The 18,452-nt window shown below is 47.9% G+C and carries 15 protein-coding genes; 8 read left to right on the forward strand and 7 right to left on the reverse strand.

The window, feature by feature from the left end; genetic code table 11:
- Positions 1–9: 9 nt before the first annotated feature.
- The 4 genes from atpG to glmU all read left to right on the forward strand — a co-directional run bounded on the left by atpG (position 10) and on the right by glmU (position 4,267).
- Positions 10–876, forward strand: coding sequence for a F0F1 ATP synthase subunit gamma (atpG, locus tag KIO97_RS20220; protein ID WP_038892413.1), 867 nt, complete (start codon positions 10–12; stop codon positions 874–876).
- 35 nt (positions 877–911) lie between these two features.
- Positions 912–2,315: a F0F1 ATP synthase subunit beta gene (gene atpD, locus KIO97_RS20225; protein ID WP_005532839.1), complete on the forward strand. Its 1,404-nt coding sequence runs from the start codon at positions 912–914 to the stop codon at positions 2,313–2,315.
- Between the two features lie 18 nt (positions 2,316–2,333).
- The gene (locus KIO97_RS20230; protein ID WP_005429758.1) at positions 2,334–2,756 is read left to right on the forward strand and encodes a F0F1 ATP synthase subunit epsilon; all 423 of its coding nucleotides are present in this window, start codon (positions 2,334–2,336) and stop codon (positions 2,754–2,756) included.
- A gap of 149 nt (positions 2,757–2,905) precedes the next feature.
- Complete coding sequence (glmU, locus tag KIO97_RS20235) at positions 2,906–4,267, forward strand: bifunctional UDP-N-acetylglucosamine diphosphorylase/glucosamine-1-phosphate N-acetyltransferase GlmU (RefSeq protein WP_285383798.1); 1,362 nt, start codon at positions 2,906–2,908, stop codon at positions 4,265–4,267.
- Between the two features lie 85 nt (positions 4,268–4,352).
- On the opposite strand, the gene KIO97_RS20240 is transcribed toward glmU, so the two are convergent.
- Complete coding sequence (locus KIO97_RS20240) at positions 4,353–5,093, reverse strand: amino acid ABC transporter permease (protein ID WP_005429752.1); 741 nt, start codon at positions 5,091–5,093, stop codon at positions 4,353–4,355.
- Positions 5,094–5,214: 121 nt separating this feature from the next.
- Between KIO97_RS20240 and KIO97_RS20245 the strand changes: the two genes are divergently transcribed.
- On the forward strand, positions 5,215–5,991 hold the full coding sequence (locus tag KIO97_RS20245) for a transporter substrate-binding domain-containing protein (RefSeq protein WP_005429773.1): 777 nt from the start codon (positions 5,215–5,217) through the stop codon (positions 5,989–5,991).
- A 91-nt stretch (positions 5,992–6,082) separates the two neighbouring features.
- On the opposite strand, the gene punC is transcribed toward KIO97_RS20245, so the two are convergent.
- On the reverse strand, positions 6,083–7,288 hold the full coding sequence (gene punC, locus KIO97_RS20250; protein WP_005429760.1) for a purine nucleoside transporter PunC: 1,206 nt from the start codon (positions 7,286–7,288) through the stop codon (positions 6,083–6,085).
- A gap of 153 nt (positions 7,289–7,441) precedes the next feature.
- On the opposite strand from punC, the gene punR reads away from it, so the two are divergent.
- The gene (punR, locus tag KIO97_RS20255; RefSeq protein WP_045421092.1) at positions 7,442–8,347 is read left to right on the forward strand and encodes a DNA-binding transcriptional activator PunR; all 906 of its coding nucleotides are present in this window, start codon (positions 7,442–7,444) and stop codon (positions 8,345–8,347) included.
- 88 nt (positions 8,348–8,435) lie between these two features.
- The gene (locus KIO97_RS20260; RefSeq protein ID WP_045371930.1) at positions 8,436–10,115 is read left to right on the forward strand and encodes a sensor domain-containing diguanylate cyclase; all 1,680 of its coding nucleotides are present in this window, start codon (positions 8,436–8,438) and stop codon (positions 10,113–10,115) included.
- Between the two features lie 48 nt (positions 10,116–10,163).
- Here KIO97_RS20260 and ilvA read toward each other — a convergent pair whose 3' ends face one another.
- Genes ilvA through ilvG form a run of 5 tightly spaced genes read right to left on the reverse strand, consistent with a single transcriptional unit; the run spans position 10,164 to position 16,464 of the window.
- The gene (gene ilvA / locus KIO97_RS20265) at positions 10,164–11,711 is read right to left on the reverse strand and encodes a threonine ammonia-lyase, biosynthetic (RefSeq protein WP_005440790.1); all 1,548 of its coding nucleotides are present in this window, start codon (positions 11,709–11,711) and stop codon (positions 10,164–10,166) included.
- Positions 11,712–11,715: 4 nt separating this feature from the next.
- Positions 11,716–13,557, reverse strand: coding sequence for a dihydroxy-acid dehydratase (gene ilvD, locus KIO97_RS20270; RefSeq protein WP_045371932.1), 1,842 nt, complete (start codon positions 13,555–13,557; stop codon positions 11,716–11,718).
- A gap of 13 nt (positions 13,558–13,570) precedes the next feature.
- Entirely contained in the window at positions 13,571–14,509 is a 939-nt protein-coding gene (gene ilvE / locus KIO97_RS20275; protein WP_005429790.1) for a branched-chain-amino-acid transaminase, read from the reverse strand.
- A gap of 12 nt (positions 14,510–14,521) precedes the next feature.
- Entirely contained in the window at positions 14,522–14,806 is a 285-nt protein-coding gene (gene ilvM / locus KIO97_RS20280) for an acetolactate synthase 2 small subunit (protein WP_005429819.1), read from the reverse strand.
- 11 nt (positions 14,807–14,817) lie between these two features.
- Positions 14,818–16,464 carry an acetolactate synthase 2 catalytic subunit gene (ilvG, locus tag KIO97_RS20285; protein ID WP_285383799.1) on the reverse strand — a complete coding sequence of 549 codons (1,647 nt, stop codon included), beginning with the start codon at positions 16,462–16,464 and terminating at the stop codon, positions 14,818–14,820.
- A gap of 462 nt (positions 16,465–16,926) precedes the next feature.
- Here ilvG and KIO97_RS20290 point away from each other — a divergent pair, with 462 nt between their 5' ends.
- On the forward strand, positions 16,927–18,450 hold the full coding sequence (locus tag KIO97_RS20290; protein WP_045421082.1) for a YifB family Mg chelatase-like AAA ATPase: 1,524 nt from the start codon (positions 16,927–16,929) through the stop codon (positions 18,448–18,450).
- Positions 18,451–18,452 lie beyond the last annotated feature (2 nt).

The following is an 18,452-nucleotide window of genomic DNA, read 5'->3' on the forward strand; positions in this document are numbered from 1 at the left end:
AGAGTAACGATGGCCGGCGCAAAAGAGATACGTAATAAAATCGGTAGTGTTAAAAGCACGCAGAAAATTACGAAAGCGATGGAAATGGTAGCAGCTTCAAAAATGCGTCGTTCTCAAGACGCAATGGAAGCTTCTCGTCCATACGCTGAAACAATGCGTAAAGTGATCGGTCATGTGGCTAACGCAAACCTAGAGTACCGTCATCCGTACCTAGAAGAGCGTGAAGCTAAACGTGTTGGTTACATCATCGTTTCGACAGACCGTGGTCTGTGTGGTGGCTTGAACATTAACGTGTTCAAGAAAGCCGTTACAGACATGCAATCATGGAAAGAGAAAGGTGCTGAAGTTGAGCTAGCTGTAATTGGCTCAAAAGCAACAGCTTTCTTTAGAAATGGTGGCGCAAAAGTTGCGGCACAGGTTTCTGGTCTGGGTGATAACCCAAGCCTAGAAGACCTAATCGGTTCTGTTGGCGTAATGCTTAAGAAATACGATGAAGGTGAACTGGATCGTCTATATGTGGTGTTCAACAAGTTTGTGAACACTATGATTCAGCAACCAACGATCGATCAATTGCTACCTTTGCCTAAATCGGACAGCGAAGAGATGCAGCGTGAGCACTCATGGGACTACATCTATGAGCCTGAGCCAAAACCTCTATTAGACACACTTCTAGTGCGTTACGTAGAGTCTCAGGTATACCAAGGTGTGGTTGAGAACCTTGCTTGTGAGCAAGCGGCTCGAATGATTGCGATGAAGGCTGCAACGGATAACGCAACCAACTTGATTGAAGATTTAGAACTTGTGTACAACAAAGCCCGTCAGGCTGCGATCACACAAGAACTATCAGAAATCGTTGGTGGTGCATCTGCGGTTTAAGCTTAGGTAAAACGAAATAGTTTAGAGGATTAACGATGGCTACAGGTAAGATCGTACAGATCATCGGTGCGGTAGTCGACGTAGAGTTCCCACAGAGCGAAGTACCAAGTGTATATGACGCTCTAAACGTTACGGACTCAAAAGAGCGTCTTGTTCTTGAAGTTCAACAACAGCTAGGCGGTGGCGTAGTTCGTTGTATCGTAATGGGTAGCTCTGATGGTTTACGTCGTGGCGTTGAAGTGGTTAACACTGGCGCTCCAATTTCAGTACCAGTAGGTACTAAAACTCTAGGTCGTATCATGAACGTCCTAGGTGACGCGATTGATGAGCGTGGTGAGATCGGTGCAGAAGAGGTTTACTCTATCCACCGTGAAGCACCAAGCTACGAAGAGCAATCAAACGAAACAGCACTTCTAGAAACTGGTGTTAAAGTAATCGACTTGGTTTGTCCATTCGCTAAGGGTGGTAAAATCGGTCTATTCGGTGGTGCAGGTGTAGGTAAGACCGTTAACATGATGGAGCTTATCAACAACATCGCACTTCAACACTCAGGTCTATCAGTATTTGCTGGTGTTGGTGAACGTACTCGTGAAGGTAACGATTTCTACTACGAGATGCAGGAAGCAGGCGTTGTAAACGTTGAGAATCCTGAAGAATCTAAAGTAGCGATGGTTTACGGTCAGATGAACGAGCCACCAGGCAACCGTCTACGTGTTGCACTGACTGGTCTAACAATGGCAGAACGTTTCCGTGACGAAGGTCGTGACGTACTTCTGTTCGTTGATAACATCTACCGTTACACGCTTGCAGGTACTGAGGTATCAGCACTTCTAGGTCGTATGCCTTCTGCGGTAGGTTACCAGCCAACTCTTGCAGAAGAGATGGGTGTACTACAGGAGCGTATCACGTCAACCAAGCAAGGTTCTATCACGTCTGTACAGGCGGTATACGTACCTGCGGATGACTTGACTGACCCGTCTCCAGCAACAACGTTCGCGCACTTGGATGCAACGGTTGTACTTAACCGTAACATCGCAGCAATGGGTCTATACCCAGCGATCGACCCACTAGATTCGACTTCTCGTCAGCTAGACCCACTAGTAGTTGGTCAAGATCACTACGACACAGCTCGTGGCGTTCAGCAGACACTTCAGCGCTACAAAGAGCTGAAAGATATCATCGCGATTCTAGGTATGGACGAGCTATCTGAAGAAGATAAGCAAGTTGTATCTCGTGCACGTAAGATTGAGCGTTTCCTAACTCAGCCTTACCACGTAGCGGAAGTATTTACAGGTGACCCAGGCGTTTACGTACCTCTTAAAGAGACACTACGTGGCTTCAAAGGTCTACTAGCTGGTGAATACGATGACATTCCAGAGCAAGCGTTCATGTACTGCGGTACGATTGACGATGCTATCGAGAATGCGAAGAAGCTATAAGGCTAACTAGGAGGCGATATGGCACCAATAACCTTTCACCTAGACGTAGTAAGCGCTGAGAAACGCATTTTCTCTGGTCGCGTAGAAACGTTTCAGGTGACCGGTAGCGAAGGTGAGCTGGGTATTTTCCACGGCCATACTCCGCTGCTGTCCGCTATTAAGCCTGGTATGGTGCGTATTGTGAAACAGCACGGCCACGAAGAGTTCATTTATGTCTCTGGTGGTATGGTCGAGGTTCAGCCTGGTACTGCTACAGTACTGGCTGATACAGCGATTCGTGGTGAAGATCTAGACGCAGCGAAGGCAGAAGAAGCCAAGCGCCGCGCTGAGGAGCAAATCCAGAATCAGCATGGTGACATGGACTTCGCACAAGCGGCCAGTGAACTGGCTAAAGCCATTGCTCAGCTACGAGTTATCGAGCTGACCAAAAAGCGTCGCTAAGCTCAATTAGCAACGTTGCATGAAAAAAGGCGGCCATTTGGTCGCCTTTTTGATTAATTTTAGTTGTAAATTTACATCCTGCCATTAACTATTCCTTCCAAGCTGTTTAAAATAACGGCCATTTAATATAAAACGTCAATAGGTTATCAATGAAATTCAGTGCTGTGATTCTTGCTGCGGGTAAAGGTACCCGTATGTATTCGAACATGCCTAAAGTGCTACACACTTTGGCAGGGAAGCCAATGGCAAAACATGTTATCGATACATGTACAGGTCTTGGCGCCCAAAACATCCACCTAGTATATGGTCACGGTGGTGATCAAATGCAGCAAACGCTTGCTGAAGAGCCAGTTAACTGGGTACTGCAAGCGGAACAATTAGGTACTGGCCACGCGGTTGATCAAGCGTCTCCAAAGTTTGAAGACGATGAAAAAGTACTGGTGCTTTACGGTGATGTTCCACTGATTTCAGCTGAAACAATTGAAAACCTATTAGATGCACAGCCAACAGGCGGTATTGCATTACTCACAGTAATGCTGGATAACCCAATGGGCTACGGTCGTATCATTCGTAAAAACGGTCCTGTAGTGGCGATCGTTGAGCAAAAAGACGCGACAGAAGAGCAGAAGCTCATCAAAGAATGTAATACTGGTGTGCTGGTGGCGACAGGTGGTGACCTGAAACGCTGGCTTGCTGGTCTAAACAACGAAAACGCACAAGGCGAATACTACCTAACAGACGTTATCGCGGCAGCGCACGATGAAGGTCGTGCGGTTGAGGCAGTGCATCCAGTAAACGCGATTGAAGTGGAAGGCGTTAACGATCGTGCTCAATTGGCTCGTCTTGAGCGTGCATTCCAATCAATGCAGGCGCAAAAGCTATTAGAGCAAGGTGTGATGCTGCGTGATCCAGCGCGTTTCGACCTACGTGGTGAACTGCAATGCGGTATGGATTGTGAAATCGATGCGAACGTAATCATCGAAGGCAACGTATCACTGGGCGATAACGTTGTCATCGGCGCTGGCTGTGTACTGAAAGACTGTGAAATCGACGATAACACAGTTGTGCGTCCATACAGTGTAATTGAAGGTGCAACTGTTGGTGAAGAATGTACAGTTGGTCCATTCACACGCCTGCGTCCTGGCGCAGAGATGCGTAACGACTCTCACGTGGGTAACTTCGTTGAAGTGAAAAACGCGCGTATCGGTGAAGGCTCTAAAGCAAACCACCTGACTTACCTAGGTGATGCAGAGATCGGTCAACGTACTAACATTGGTGCAGGTACTATCACTTGTAACTACGACGGTGCGAACAAGTTCAAGACCGTTATCGGTAACGACGTTTTTGTTGGTTCAGATAGCCAGCTTGTTGCACCAGTGACGATTGCTGATGGTGCAACGATTGGTGCCGGCACTACATTGACCAAAGATGTTGCGGAAGGTGAGCTTGTGATCACTCGCGTGAAAGAGCGCAAAATCACTGGTTGGCAACGCCCTGTGAAACAAAAGTAAGCCTCAGCTGCTTTCTTTAACCGAAATAAACCAAAGCCGCTCATCATGAGCGGCTTTGTTGTATCTAGTGGTGTGAAAGGACAGTTTAGTGACTTGGTATCGCGATGCGCTTCTCTAGCCAACGCACCGCTTGGGAAACCAAAAGAATCAGCACCAAATACTCTAAGACGAGAAACGTATAGATTTCTAGTGGTAAGTACTCATTCACCACCAATTCATTAGCACGCCTTGTTAAGTCGCTTAGACCGATTACGCTGACTAAAGAACTCATCTTAAGGATATAAACGAATTGATTCCCCAGTGGCGGTAAGATTTGGCGAAATGCTTGGGGCAGAATTACCAATCGCATTTTTTGCCAGTAGTTTAGCCCAAGCGACTCTGCAGCTTCATGTTGTCCGCGGCTGATGGCTTGGATTCCTCCTCTAAACACTTCCGCCATAAAGGCACTTTCTGCAATGGTTAATGCAATCACACCTGCCCAAAAATGATTCAGGGAAACATCAAGCAGTGTCGGCATTCCGTAATACACCCACAGCAACAATACCAAAACTGGAATAGAGCGGATCACTTCCACATAAACACGGTTGATCCACTTAAGTGCTGGAGAGTCTGACAGGGCGGGAAGGGCGACGATCAATCCGATGGTCATCGCAAACAGCATACTGAGTAGCGACACTTGGATCGTGTCATTAAAGCCTGCGACCAGAAACTTTATGTTTGTCAGGCCTTGCTCGGTTGATGGGTCAAGAACATACCAACCCCATTGATAATCGGAGCAACCAGTGAGAAGCAGCAACGAAATCAGCCATAGATGTCTATAGTTCACATTTACTCCCTGAACTGACTAAAAAACTTCCTTTGTTACTGCTATGTTATCAATGAAGTTGCATTAATAGTTAATAATTAAAGGGAATATCTCCCATCATCATTCTTTTAAGGGAATTGAAATGAAAAAAACGTTGCTTGCGCTAGGAATGTGTTTACTTGCGATGACCCAAGTCGCTCATGCTAACAGCCGTTTACAAGAGGTGTTGGATAAGGGCGTTTTGCGTGTCGGAACGACAGGGGATTGGAATCCGATGACAATGAAAGATCCCGCTACCAATAGTTATCGTGGTTTTGATATCGATGTCACCACTGAGCTCGCCAAAGATCTTGGCGTTAAGGTGGAATATGTTGCGACCGATTGGAAAACACTAGTCAATGGCATTACTGCCAACAAATACGATATTACCGGTAGTGCGTCATTGAATATGTCACGCGCAAAAGTAGCAGGTTATAGCCAACCGTATTTCTACCTTGCGTTTGTGCCTGTGGTGCAAAAGAAAGACTTAGCGAAATTCTCAGATTGGGCAGACTTTGACAAGCCTGATGTAAAAGTGGCGGCTACGCTGGGCACTGTGCAAGAAAAGATGGTCAAAGACTTCTTCCCATCTGCACAGCACATTGTGATTGAAGCGCCGGCGCGTGATTTCCAAGAGCTTCTGGCTCGTCGTGCCGATGTCTCCGTGACGTCCAACGTTGAAGCGGCAACGCTGGTGGAGAAATTTAAACAGTTAGCGATTGTCCCAGTCAAAGAGCCTCGCAAGCCAACGCCTATTGCGATGCTGTTGCCTCAAGACGACCAAGTCTGGATTAACTATATTAACCACTGGGTTGAGTTGAAGAAAACTCAAGGCTTCTTTAAGCAAACCGCCGAGAAATGGGGTTTAAAGAGTATGTAAGGCTTTGCCTTATTCTTTCGGCTATAAAAGACAAAGAGCCGCATTAAGCGGCTCTTCTTTATTATGTAGTGGGATTGAGTTTGACGAAGAATTAGAGCTCGTCTTCACTCACTACGCGAGCGTTGTCCGGAGTCGTGAAGTGCTGAGACAATTCACGGTTGGATAGGATATAACCTATCCACAGACCGCCCATACAAATCACAATCGCTACACCCGTTACCATTTGAGCTTGGCTTGCCATCGCCGCAACCAGTGCGCTTGATAGGCTGCTTACGGTAATTTGTAGGCTGTTCTGTAGACCGGCTGCGGTTGCTGGACTTTGCTTTGCACTCGCTAATGCACGGTTTACTACGATTGGGTAAAGAGCACCATTTGCCACCGCAATCAAACAGAATGGCGCCAGGATTGGCCAGATAGAGGTCAGTTGCCACTGTGATGCAGCGAAGATAAGTAGCGCAGCAACACTAAACAAACCAATCAACTGACGCAGAATCTTCTCGTCACCGTATTTGCGAACGCCAACCTTACCTAAGTAACCACCCACCATGAAGGCGATAGTTTGTGGAATAAAGCTCAAACCAATGTCCTTTGCTTCATAGCCAAGTTGAGACATGATTTCTGGCATACCCGTTAGGTAAGCAAAGAAAGCCGCAGACGCTGTAGCAAACATAAACACATTACCTAGGTAAGTTTTAGAACCTAGTAGTGATTTGATGTCTGAAGACATGCTGGTTTGTTTTACTTCTACTTTTTCATTTTTTTGCGCCATTGTCGCAACAACAAGCAGTACACCCATCAGTGTCAATGCAACAAAAATACTGTGCCAGCCAAAGCTGTCAGCCAGCAGTACACCTAATTGAGGTGCTAGTGCAGGAGACAGTGCTACAAGCGGCATGATAGTGGCAAAGATCTGCTGGCTCTGGCCTGAGTGACGCTTGATCACCATCGCTTGCCAGATTACCGCAGGAGCACAAACACCAATCGCTTGAACGAAGCGTAGCGCGAGTAGTTGCCAAACTTGCTCACTGAATGCGAGACCAAATGAGGCGACAGTGAACAGCGCCAAACCAGCTGCTAACGTGTTGCGATGACCGAATTTGTCTGAAGCTAGGCCCCACATCAATTGACCAAAAGCCATACCAACAAGAAAGACGGTCAATGAAAGTGCGATCTGTTCAGGGCCAGTAGCAAAGTCGACTTCCATCGCTTTGAAGGCAGGTAAGTACATATCGGTGGCAATGAAGCCGAGCATAGACAGGGCTGCAAGGTAAACGAGTTGTAGTTTTGAGATTTTCATGATTCAACCAATCAAATTATTTAATCATTTTTTGTTCAGTATCAGTTGGCGCCAACCCTGATTTATTTACCTCGCCATTCTATTTTTCGATTTTGAGAAAATAAAACGCTAAAATTGTTGGTTATCAATCAAATTTTTTGAAAGGTAGAAGTCATGTTCTCCAAATCTTCTCTGGAAATGCTCGATACCGTTGCTCGATTAGGCAGTTTTACAGCGGCTGCAGAAGTACTGCATAAAGTCCCTTCAGCGATCAGCTACGGAGTGCGTCAAGTGGAGCAGGAGTTAGATGTGGTTCTGTTTCGTCGCTTACCGAGAAAAGTGGAGCTAACGCCGGCCGGTGAGTTGTTTATCGAAGAGGCGCGCTTACTGCTCAGACAAATGGCAGAAGTGAAAGCGCAAACTCGTCGTGCCGCACATGGTTGGCAATCAACATTGAAGCTCACGCTGGATAATGTGGTTAAGCTGGATAAGCTCAAACCTTTGGTTGAAGACTTCTACCGTGAGTTTGAATTCGCAGAGCTGCAAATCAACATGGAAGTGTTTAACGGCTCATGGGAAGCCATCGCACAGGGGCGTGCTGATATTGTCGTTGGAGCAACGTCAGCGATTCCTGTTGGTGGGGATTTTGAGGTCAAAGACATGGGCGTGCTCGATTGGGCATTCGTGATGTCGCCGGCTCATCCATGCGTACGCCAGCAAGTATTGACCGAAGAGTTTGTCAGTCAATTTCCGGCGATCTGCCTCGATGATACCTCGAACGTGCTACCAAAACGCCATACAGGACATTATGCAAAGCAGCGTCGTTTGCTCCTACCAAATTGGTATAGCGCGATTGAATGTCTGAAAAATGGAGTCGGAGTGGGCTACATGCCACGCCATATTGCGATGCCGCTTATCCATGAAGGAGTGCTGGTGGAAAAAGTTCTGCAGAATGATAAGCCATTGAGCCAATGCTGCTTGGTATGGCGTAAAGACGATAATCACAAGTTGATTCAATGGATGGTGGATTATCTTGGTTCGTCAAGTCAACTACATCGAGATTGGCTACAACATTCATAAAAATGGAAATTGCTTTAAACACCTGTTGACAACATGGTCAATTTATTAACAATCAAAACAAAGTTCGGTAAATTTAGGATGAAGGATTATGTCAAAGCTAGTGGATCGAAAATGGCAAATCTTACCGATCATTGCATTGTCTGTGTTTATGTTGGTGGGGCTTTACGGTTTTTATATGACGCTTGAGCGTTCTGTGCATGATTCAGTTCAGCGCACTACCGAGTCATTGCTCACTGACGTTATTTATGAAATTAAGGAAGACAACCCTCACTTTGCTAGTGAGTCGGATATCGACGACTACATTGGCGATCTCACGCAAGCGGATGCGGACGCTCGTATTCAAGTGATAGATCAGCAAGGGACGGTGGTAGGCGATACCGCACTTTCTGATCGTGCTCTGATTGGCTTGGAGAGTCACAGTGATCGCCCTGAGTTTATCCAAGCTTGGGAAAGCGGTTCTGGCTACGATGTGCGCTTTAGTGAAGTGCTGTCGGTTGACCTATTCTATGTTTCACGCAAGATTGAATTTGATGCTCAGGAATTTGTGGTCGTGTTGTCCGTACCGATGCATCACCTTAAAACCATGACTTCAGAGTTAATGGCAATCTTAGGTGTGATGGTTGTGTTGAGTATTGGTTTTCTTATCGCGACCTCGATCTTCAGTCATCGCCAAATTATCCATAAAGTTTCTGAAGAGCAGAAAAAGCAGGACGAGCGCATTCGTCAACGTACTCTAGAAATCGAGCTAATGCATCGCCTAGCGAATATGCTGGCAGCTTGTAACAACCTGGTCGAAGCGCAAATGGTGGTGGAAGACATCGTGCCGCGTATTCTTGGCAAGGTAAATGGCAGTATTTCCCTAATGCGCTCTTCGCGCAACCAGTTGGTTACTCAACTTGATTGGGGAGAGAGTTGGCCGGGTAGTCGTTCTTTCGCTCCGGATGAATGCTGGTCATTGCGCAAAGGTCGCAGTCACTTATCGATTGAATCTTTCCATAATCTCACGTGTGAGCACATGGCATCGGTTGAGAATAACCAGACATTATGCATTCCTCTGACAGCACATGGTAACACCATTGGCATTATGCATTTGTACTTTGGCCAAGGTGATATCAAGGTTGACGAGATGACCATGCAGCTTGCTTACAGTGTGGCGGAGCACCTTGGTTTGGCATTGGCTAACCTGAGCCTGCAAGAAAAACTGCGCTCGCAAGCACTGAGCGATCCGCTGACGGGTTTGTACAATCGTCGCTTCTTCGAGCAGAAGCTGACTGAACACGTGAACAACTCGGCAACCAGTACCGAAGATATGTCTCTATTGATGCTCGATCTCGACCATTTCAAGCGATTTAATGACAACTTCGGCCATGATGCAGGTGATTACGTGCTAAAAGAGATCAGTGCATTGCTGAAGCGAACTGTGTCAGAAGATGAAACGGCGTGTCGTCTCGGTGGTGAAGAGCTAGCCGTGATTCTACCGCATTGCGATATGGCTTCTGCGACCGATTATGCGCAAAACATTGTTGACCAGATTCGAGCGCTGCATCTTGAGCACAAAGGCTTGTCGTTAGGGCAGTTAAGTGTGTCGATTGGTGTTGCAACGTATCCAGAACCGGCTTCGGATATTGAGGGACTGGTGAAGATGGCGGATAAGGCGCTGTACCTTGCGAAAGACCAAGGTCGAGACCGTGTCGTCAACTATCAGCAATACAGCGAGTTCAAGGCGCCAGAGCCGGAAACGGCAGAGATTGCGTTGATTCAAAGTTGATAAAAAAATCCCTCGCCAAGCGAGGGATTTTTTATTGCGTGATACTAGTTACGATAAGAAGAACTTGTAAGACGGGTTATCTGTTTCGTCTTTGCATTGATAGCCAAGTTCGCGCAAATGCGCAGAAAACTGAGCTAAGTCGCTTTCATCTAACTCGAAACCACATAAAACGCGTCCGTAGTCCGCACCGTGGTTACGGTAATTGAACAAGCTGATATTCCAATGAGTACCGAGTGTGCTTAGGAACTTAAGTAGTGCTCCTGGATACTCTGGAAACTCAAAGCTGTAGAGGCGTTCTTTAAGCGGCTTAGACGGCTTACCACCAATCATGTAGCGCACGTGTAGCTTCGCCATTTCATCATCAGACAGGTCAACTACAGGGTAGCCACCATCACGTAAATCATGAATGATGTTTTCTAGCTCTTCCTGACCGCCTTGCAAGCGCACACCGACAAAGATATTTGCCAGTGCATCATCGTTGTAGCGGTAGTTAAACTCCGTTACCGCGCGGCCGCCAATCAAGTTACAGAACTCAAAGAAGGCACCTTGACGCTCAGGGATGGTGACCGCAAGCAGACCTTCACGTTTCTCACCAAGCTCACAGCGCTCAGAAACATAACGCAGACCATGGAAGTTGGTATTAGCCCCAGACAGTACAGTACCTAGATTCTTACCTTGCAGTTTGTTTTGCTCAGCAAATTTCTTCAAACCCGCCAGAGCAAGTGCGCCCGAAGGCTCAGCAATAGCGCGAGTGTCTTCAAAGATGTCTTTTACTGCTGCGCAGATTTCATCGCTAGAGACTGCAATATGGCCATCAATGTACTTTTGGCATAGACGAAACGTCTCTTCGCCAATGCGTTTTACAGCGACGCCATCGGCAAACATGCTGACTTGGTCTAGTACCACTGGCTCACCAGCATCCAAAGCGGCTTTGAGGCATGACGAATCTTCTGGCTCAACTGCGATTACTTTGATTTCTGGCATTAACTGCTTCACAAGCACCGCAACACCGGCAGCCAAACCGCCGCCGCCGACAGGAACGAAGATGTAATCAAGGTGACCATTTTGCTGCAGCATTTCCATGCCAATTGTGCCTTGACCTGCAATCACCAGTGGGTGATCGAAGGGAGGGACAAAGGTGTACCCGTTTAACTCGGATAGACGCTCTGCCTCGGCTTTTGCCTCATCAAAGTTACTGCCGTGCAGCACCACGTTGCCACCGAAACCACGTACTGCATCAACTTTGATGTCTGGCGTGGTTTTTGGCATCACGATAGTGGTCTTGATGCCTAGCTTAGTACCAGAAAGCGCCATGCCTTGAGCGTGGTTACCTGCAGATGCTGCGATGACACCTGCAGCTTTTTGCTCTTCAGACAGGCTTGCCACCATGTTGTATGCACCGCGTAATTTGAACGAGTGCACGGGCTGGCGATCTTCGCGCTTGATTTGCACATTGTTGCCAATACGAGCAGCAAGGCGAGGCATCTCTTGCAGTGGTGTCACTGTCGCGACTTCATACACAGGAGCACGCAAGATCTGGCGCAGATAATCTGCACCAGATTGGTTTTCCTGCTTTAAGGGAAAGGGTTGACTCATAAAGCTAGCCCTCGAGCTTAGATTTGTCTCGTACTGCACCTTTGTCAGCACTGGTCGCCATACTTGCGTACGCTTTGAGTGCAAATGAAACTTCACGTTGGCGGTCAACAGGTTTCCAGCCTAGCTCGTCTTGTTTTGCACGGCGCTCAGCAAGCTCTTGTTCAGAAACTTGAAGTGAGATTGAACGGTTTGGAATATCAATCGCGATCATATCACCTTGTTTAACCAAACCAATGGCACCACCGTTTGCAGCTTCAGGAGAAGCGTGACCGATAGACAGACCAGATGTACCGCCAGAGAAACGGCCGTCAGTCAGAAGTGCACACTCTTTACCAAGACCCATTGATTTTAGGTAAGTGGTTGGGTAAAGCATTTCTTGCATGCCCGGACCACCTTTAGGACCTTCGTAGCGGATAACAACCACATCGCCGGCTTTGACTTTGCCGCCTAAAATACCTTCTACGGCGTCTTCTTGGCTTTCAAATACTACTGCCGGGCCTGTGAACTTATGGATGCTCTCATCAACGCCTGCTGTCTTAACGATACAGCCATCTAATGCGATGTTGCCTGATAGAACCGCTAAGCCACCTTCTTGGCTAAAGGCATTTTCTTTGGTTCGAATACAACCTTCTGCACGGTCGTCGTCAAGGCGATCCCAGCGGCAATCTTGTGAGAAAGCTTGTGTGGTACGAATGCCTGCAGGGCCCGCTCGGAAGAACTTAAGTACGTCTTCATCTTCTGTTTGAATGATGTCGTATTTCGCCAACTGCTCTTTCATCGAGAGGCCAAGTACGGTACGAGCTTGGTTATGCAGTAGGCCTGCACGGTCTAACTCACCAAGAATCGCCATTACGCCACCAGCGCGGTGCACGTCTTCCATGTGATACTTCTGAGTAGATGGTGCCACTTTACATAGGTGTGGTACTTGGCGAGATAAGCGATCGATATCTTCCATATCGAAATCGACTTCGCCTTCTTGCGCCGCGGCCAGTAGATGCAGAATGGTATTGGTTGAGCCGCCCATTGCGATGTCCAATGCCATCGCGTTTTCGAAGGCATCAAACGTAGCGATGTTGCGAGGTAGGGCTGATTCGTCATCTTGCTCGTAGTAACGACGAGTCAGTTCAACGATGCGACGACCTGCATTAAGGAACAGTTGTTCACGGTCTGCGTGCGTTGCCAGCATAGAACCGTTACCTGGTTGAGAAAGCCCCAGTGCTTCCGTTAGACAGTTCATTGAGTTTGCAGTGAACATGCCTGAACACGATCCACACGTTGGACATGCGCTGCGTTCGATCTGCTCACTTTGCTCATCAGAGACTTTTGGATCCGCACCTTGGATCATCGCATCAACAAGGTCTAGCTTGATGATCTGATCTGAAAGCTTGGTTTTACCCGCTTCCATTGGACCACCAGAAACAAAGATAACAGGGATGTTAAGACGCATAGATGCCATCAACATTCCCGGAGTGATTTTGTCACAGTTAGAGATACACACCATCGCATCGGCACAGTGCGCGTTGACCATGTATTCTACTGAGTCTGCGATCAGTTCGCGTGAAGGCAGTGAGTACAGCATGCCGCCGTGACCCATTGCGATACCATCATCAACCGCGATGGTGTTGAATTCTTTTGCGATGCCGCCGGCTTTTTCGATTTCACGTGCTACAAGCTGACCCATGTCTTTTAGGTGTACGTGACCCGGAACAAATTGAGTAAACGAGTTTACGACAGCGATGATTGGCTTACCGAAGTCTTCATCTTTTACGCCTGTTGCACGCCACAGTGCGCGAGCACCCGCCATGTTACGACCATGTGTGGTGGTAGCTGATCTATATTTTGGCATTTCCTAATCCTTCTTACTTCTGTTCTGGGTACACATAGTCTAACCAGCCCCACTTATCTTCCGTGGTGCCGTTAAATAGGCCAAAGTAGGCCGCTTGTAGTTCTTTAGTGATTGGGCCGCGTTTACCGGTGCCCACTTCAATTTTGTCGATGGTTGCTACCGGCACAACTTCGGCTGCCGTACCTGTCATAAAGACTTCATCGGCTAGGTAAAGTGCTTCACGCGCAATGTTCGCTTCGCGCACTTCATAACCTTTATCGCGTGCGATGGTCATAATTGAATCACGAGTGATGCCCGGCAAAATTGCACTGGTTGCTGGTGGTGTGGTGATCACGCCGTCTTTGATAACAAAGATGTTTTCACCAGCACCTTCCGATAGATAACCGTCTACGCTCAGTGCGATACCTTCGTCGTAACCGTGACGACGCGCTTCACCACCGACTAGTAGCGAAGATAGGTAGTTACCGCCTGCTTTAGCCGCAGTTGGGATGGTGTTTGGCGCTGCACGGTTCCAGCTTGAAATCATTGCATCAACGCCAGCTTCTAGCGCTTCTTCACCCAAGTAAGAGCCCCAAGGGAAAGCGGCAATGATTAGGTCCATCTCTGTGCCAACAGGTGGGCACACGCCCAAGCCAACATTACCGACAAAACCCAATGGGCGAATATAAGCACTATCAAGTTTGTTCTGGCGCAGGGTTTCACGCGTCGCTTCCATGATTTCTTCTACAGAAAACGGGATTGGGAAGCGGTAAATCTTCGCAGAGTCTTTTAAACGCTGTGCATGTTCGCGGTGACGGAAGACAATTGGTCCTTTCGGCGTGTTGTAGCAGCGTACGCCTTCAAATACAGAGGTACCGTAGTGCATCGCGTGAGTCAAAACGTGAACGTTCGCCTCTGCCCATGGAACCATCTCACCATTAAACCAAATGAAATCTGCAGTTTTCGTTGCCATTTATTGCCTTCCTTATGCACTCACGTGTTGTTGTAAGTTGTGATTTGGGAGCTCATCGCTGCGGATTTTGAGTACCTCAACGGTGCGAATATCCCACAACTTCTCAATTTGATTGACCAAAAACGAGATAGGTCGATCGCTGTCGACGATGATCTCTACGCTGGCTACTTTGCTTTCGTGGTTTTGGGTAGCAGCGACTTGTTTGATCACAAAGCCTCGGTGACGAATCACACGAAGAACGCGCTCCAACAATACCGGTTTATCGTCGGCTTTGATGTCGAGTAAATATCTGTCCATGCGATTGTCTCCTAAGTGTTTTCCAACATATCACTGTTTGATGCACCAGGTGGTACAAGTGGCCACACGTTCTCTTCTTCATCGATTAAAACGTGAAGCATGTAAGAAGTCTTACTTTCTAGCATCTCTTTGAGAGCCGGTTCGACTTCTTCTTTCTTGGTGATGGTTTTACCCGGGATATCGAACGCTTTTGCCAGCATCACGAAGTCTGGGTTGTCATCAAGAATGGTTTCGCTGTGGCGGCCGTCAAAGAACAATGACTGCCATTGGCGAACCATGCCAAGACGTTGGTTGTTAAGAAGGACAATCTTTACTGGAATCTGACGACGCTTCAGCGTGCCCAATTCCTGCACGTTCATCATAAATGAACCGTCACCTGTAATAAGGATAGACTGATCGTCAGGACGTGCGACAGCGGCACCCATTGCTGCTGGCAAGCCGAAGCCCATGGTGCCAAGACCAGCAGAGGTGATGAAGTTTTGTGGATCACGCGGCTGGATGTGTTGCGCTGCCCACATCTGATGCTGGCCGACGTCAGTCGACACAATTGAGCTATCAGGCATCATGTCAGACAGCTGTTTAAGCAATAGCGGTGCGTAGATCAATTCGCCTGGATGGTCGTAACGCCATTTGAATCCGCTACGCAGGCTTTCACTGTGATGTACCCAAGGGGTGATGTCTTGAGTCAGCTCTAATTGAGGAAGAATCTTACTGATCTCACCACGAAGTGGTGCATTGGCGTGGCGAAGCTTATGGATTTCAGCTGCATCGATATCGATATGAATCACTTTCGCATGCGGTGCAAACGTGTCGAGCTTACCTGTAACGCGATCATCAAAACGTGCCCCAACTACAATCAAAAGGTCACATTCTTGAACCACTAGGTTTGCGGCTTTGGTGCCATGCATGCCCAACATCCCCAAATAGTGTGGGTCATGACGTTCAATGGTGCCCAAACCTTTTAGCGTGCTTACTGCAGGCATTGGGTTTAAACGTAGGAACTCGCGTACTGAGTCTGTCGCTTTGGCAATTTGCACGCCACCGCCGACGTATAAAACTGGGCGAGTTGAAGCGGCTAGTACTTCTTGAGCGCGCTGGATATCGGCATCACTGACTTGTGGAGCGGTTGGTGGAACAAAAGGAGGCAGAAGTTCTGTGGGTGTTTGAGCAAGCTGAACGTCTTTGGCGATATCAACAATCACCGGGCCAGGTCGACCTGCTTTTGCTACTTCGAACGCTTCGGCTAGCGTTGGGGCAAGGTCTTCGATCTCAGTCACTAGATAACTGTGTTTGGTACAGGCTAGAGACATTCCGATCACATCCATTTCTTGGAACGCGTCGGTACCGATATGAGAGCTAGCAACCTGACCTGTGATGGCCACTAGAGGAACGGAATCGAGGAAGGCGTCGGCAAGGCCAGTAACAAGGTTGGTGGCGCCTGGGCCGGAAGTGGCCATACAAACTGCAACATCTTGCGTTGCGCGGGCCATCCCGATGGCGGCCATTGCAGCCCCTTGTTCATGACGGCATAAGATGTGTTCTACACCTCCATCATACAACGCATCGTAGATTGGCATTATGGCTCCACCCGGATACCCAAACACCGTTTCGATGCCTTGTTGTCTTAAAGCGGCTACGACTAGTTCTGCACCGGTCATCGTAAACCTCCTTTGCTACGTTGTGGCTCGTAGCTATCGCCATGTGTTTTGCACTTCATGTGCACTCCCATTCTTCCCGTTAAGCTGTCTAAGGGTTAGACAGATGACAACTTGTAGTTGTAAAAAAACCCCCGGACTTCTCAGTGCGGGGGTTTTTTGTAATTTGTGGTTACCTTTCGCCCACAATACCCCGCGCGGTGCCAATAATGACCACGATAATCAGGGCTAGCAGTGAGTTGATGTGAGCGAATAAGTTCATCTGTCTGTCGTTCTGTTTTCGTTAATAAGTCTTGTGTAATGTTCTACGAAAATGTTTGCGTCACTAGTGGTAACACACAAATCTGCTGCATGACAAGCAAAAAGTCATTCTTTTTTCACATTAAGTACCCATCTGTACAGGCTATATAACATATCCATATAAAAAACATTTGGTTAGATAACGTACAATAATTTGAGGGAATTATGGGGCTGGCAATCATTCATAGTCGAGCAAGTGTGGGTGTGCAAGCGCCATCGGTAAGCGTGGAAGTCCACATCAGTAATGGGATGCCGGGCTTTACCTTGGTGGGGTTACCTGAGACCACAGTAAAAGAATCCAAAGATCGCGTACGAAGTGCGATCGTCAATTCTAACTTTCAGTTTCCTGCAAAACGAATCACGGTCAATTTGGCACCTGCGGATTTGCCCAAAGAAGGCGGGCGCTTCGATCTGCCGATTGCATTGGGAATTTTAGCGGCTTCAGAGCAAATCGCGACAGATAAGCTCAAAAACTACGAATTTGTCGGTGAATTAGCCCTTTCTGGTGGATTGAGAACGGTAAAAGGCGTATTGCCCGCTGCATTGGCTGCGAACAAAAAACAGCGCCGTTTAGTGGTGCCTCATACTAATGGCGATCAGGCGGCACTTGTCGGCAAGGAGCAGCACAAATCTGCCCAATCACTATTGGAAGTTTGTGCAGAGCTTTGTGGTCAACACCAATTGAATTTGTACCAAACGCCCAAGAAGAAAGAACTCAAAGCACACGGTCGTGACTTGCAGGATATCATAGGTCAGCAGCAGGGAAAGCGCGCTTTAGAAATTGCGGCAGCTGGCAATCACAACCTGCTTTTCCTTGGCCCTCCAGGCACTGGCAAAACCATGTTGGCCTCTCGATTATGCGATTTGTTACCTGAGATGAGTGATGAAGAGGCGATGGAAACGGCTTCTGTGGCGTCACTGACTCAAAGTGAAATCAATGAACACAATTGGAAGACGCGGCCGTTTCGTGCCCCGCATCATTCCAGCTCCATGGCGGCTTTAGTTGGTGGTGGATCTGTGCCGAGACCGGGCGAAATATCTCTAGCTCACAACGGGTTATTGTTTTTGGACGAGATGCCGGAGTTTGATCGTAAGGTGCTCGACTCTTTACGTGAGCCATTGGAGTCCGGTGAAATTATTATCTCTCGGGCGCAAGGTAAGACGCGTTTTCCTGCTCGGTTCCAAATTGTAGGGGCGCTTAACCCGAGTCCGACAGGGTATTACGAAGGCAACCAAGCCAGAACGAATCCGCAAGCCATCCTGCGTTACCTTGGCCGCTTATCAGGCCCACTTCTTGACCGCTTTGATATGTCATTAGAAATTCCTGCATTGCCGAAAGGAACTCTCTCTGAAGGTGGCGATAGAGGGGAACCCACGGCTATCGTCAAAGAGCGGGTGAATCAAGCACGTGACTGTATGCTGGCTCGTAGTGGTAAGGTGAATGCATTATTGGGCAGTCGTGAAATTGAAGCCTTCTGCCCGTTGCAAAAAAGTGATGCGGAGTTTTTGGAAAATGCGCTGCATCGCCTTGGATTGTCGATTCGTGCTTATCACCGCATCATTAAAGTTGCGCGTACTATTGCCGATCTGGAGGGGTCACCGCAAATTGAGCGAACGCACCTAGCAGAAGCTTTGGGCTATCGAGCAATGGATAGGTTACTTAAACAGTTAACCGCACAAGCCGTTTAAAC

Origin of the sequence: Vibrio sp. B181a (genome assembly GCF_030248375.1) — a bacterium.
In the GTDB taxonomy this organism is placed as follows: Bacteria; Pseudomonadota; Gammaproteobacteria; order Enterobacterales; family Vibrionaceae; genus Vibrio; species Vibrio campbellii.

Excerpts from the sequence above, each read along its gene's own strand:
- atpG (WP_038892413.1), top strand. The coding sequence starts at position 10 with ATGGCCGGCGCAAAAGAGATACGTAATAAAATCGGTAGTGTTAAAAGC.
- atpD (WP_005532839.1), top strand. The coding sequence starts at position 912 with ATGGCTACAGGTAAGATCGTACAGATCATCGGTGCGGTAGTCGACGTA.
- KIO97_RS20230 (WP_005429758.1), top strand. The coding sequence starts at position 2,334 with ATGGCACCAATAACCTTTCACCTAGACGTAGTAAGCGCTGAGAAACGC.
- glmU (WP_285383798.1), top strand. The coding sequence starts at position 2,906 with ATGAAATTCAGTGCTGTGATTCTTGCTGCGGGTAAAGGTACCCGTATG.
- KIO97_RS20245 (WP_005429773.1), top strand. The coding sequence starts at position 5,215 with ATGAAAAAAACGTTGCTTGCGCTAGGAATGTGTTTACTTGCGATGACC.
- punC (WP_005429760.1), bottom strand. The coding sequence starts at position 7,288 with ATGAAAATCTCAAAACTACAACTCGTTTACCTTGCAGCCCTGTCTATG.
- punR (WP_045421092.1), top strand. The coding sequence starts at position 7,442 with ATGTTCTCCAAATCTTCTCTGGAAATGCTCGATACCGTTGCTCGATTA.
- KIO97_RS20260 (WP_045371930.1), top strand. The coding sequence starts at position 8,436 with ATGTCAAAGCTAGTGGATCGAAAATGGCAAATCTTACCGATCATTGCA.
- ilvA (WP_005440790.1), bottom strand. The coding sequence starts at position 11,711 with ATGAGTCAACCCTTTCCCTTAAAGCAGGAAAACCAATCTGGTGCAGAT.
- ilvD (WP_045371932.1), bottom strand. The coding sequence starts at position 13,557 with ATGCCAAAATATAGATCAGCTACCACCACACATGGTCGTAACATGGCG.
- ilvE (WP_005429790.1), bottom strand. The coding sequence starts at position 14,509 with ATGGCAACGAAAACTGCAGATTTCATTTGGTTTAATGGTGAGATGGTT.
- ilvM (WP_005429819.1), bottom strand. The coding sequence starts at position 14,806 with ATGGACAGATATTTACTCGACATCAAAGCCGACGATAAACCGGTATTG.
- ilvG (WP_285383799.1), bottom strand. The coding sequence starts at position 16,464 with ATGACCGGTGCAGAACTAGTCGTAGCCGCTTTAAGACAACAAGGCATC.
- KIO97_RS20290 (WP_045421082.1), top strand. The coding sequence starts at position 16,927 with ATGGGGCTGGCAATCATTCATAGTCGAGCAAGTGTGGGTGTGCAAGCG.